Source organism: Arcobacter sp. (assembly GCF_050300555.1).
Lineage (GTDB): Bacteria > Campylobacterota > Campylobacteria > Campylobacterales > Arcobacteraceae > Arcobacter.
The window spans coordinates 1-508 of record NZ_JBNKXY010000469.1; the positions used below are offsets into that span (position 1 = coordinate 1).

The following is a 508-nucleotide window of genomic DNA, read 5'->3' on the forward strand; positions in this document are numbered from 1 at the left end:
TTCATTTACATACCTGTCGGTTACCGACTTTGTATTGGATTGAATTACTGTAACCAATCTTTGCTTGGCCAATAATAGTGCTTTTTCTTTTGAAAGACTTAAATCGCTACTTGTGGCCATTGAAAAAGCTCTAAAAAACTTCTTATCTGATTTACCGTCTTTTTCACATGGTAAATCTTCTAATATTTGTCCTACCTCACTATTTGAGGCCACTGTTTTTTTCGACTTACAACTATATGCACCAAATGCAAGAAAAATAACTAATGCGCTAAGTCCAATTGTCTTTTTAAAATTCATAACGAACATTTTTGGTTAATAAAACATCATTGCGGCTTTCTCAAAAAACAAGCCAAAATGTAATTATTTATAAAATAGTAGATTAATTCTCTTTAAGTATTTCTTTAAAATTAGCTATTTGCTCATCCGGACCCAAAACAAACAGTTTATCCTCCGGTGAAATTTTAATTTGAGGCGATGGATTGTAAATATATGTTCCTTCAGGGGTCTT

General features: G+C 31.9%; 1 protein-coding gene. It reads right to left on the reverse strand.

Annotated elements, in window-relative coordinates:
- Positions 1-297 (reverse strand): hypothetical protein (locus ACQY5W_RS13675; RefSeq protein ID WP_428025519.1); only part of this gene is annotated, 297 nt, incomplete at its 3' end.
- Positions 298-508: the final 211 nt, after the last annotated feature.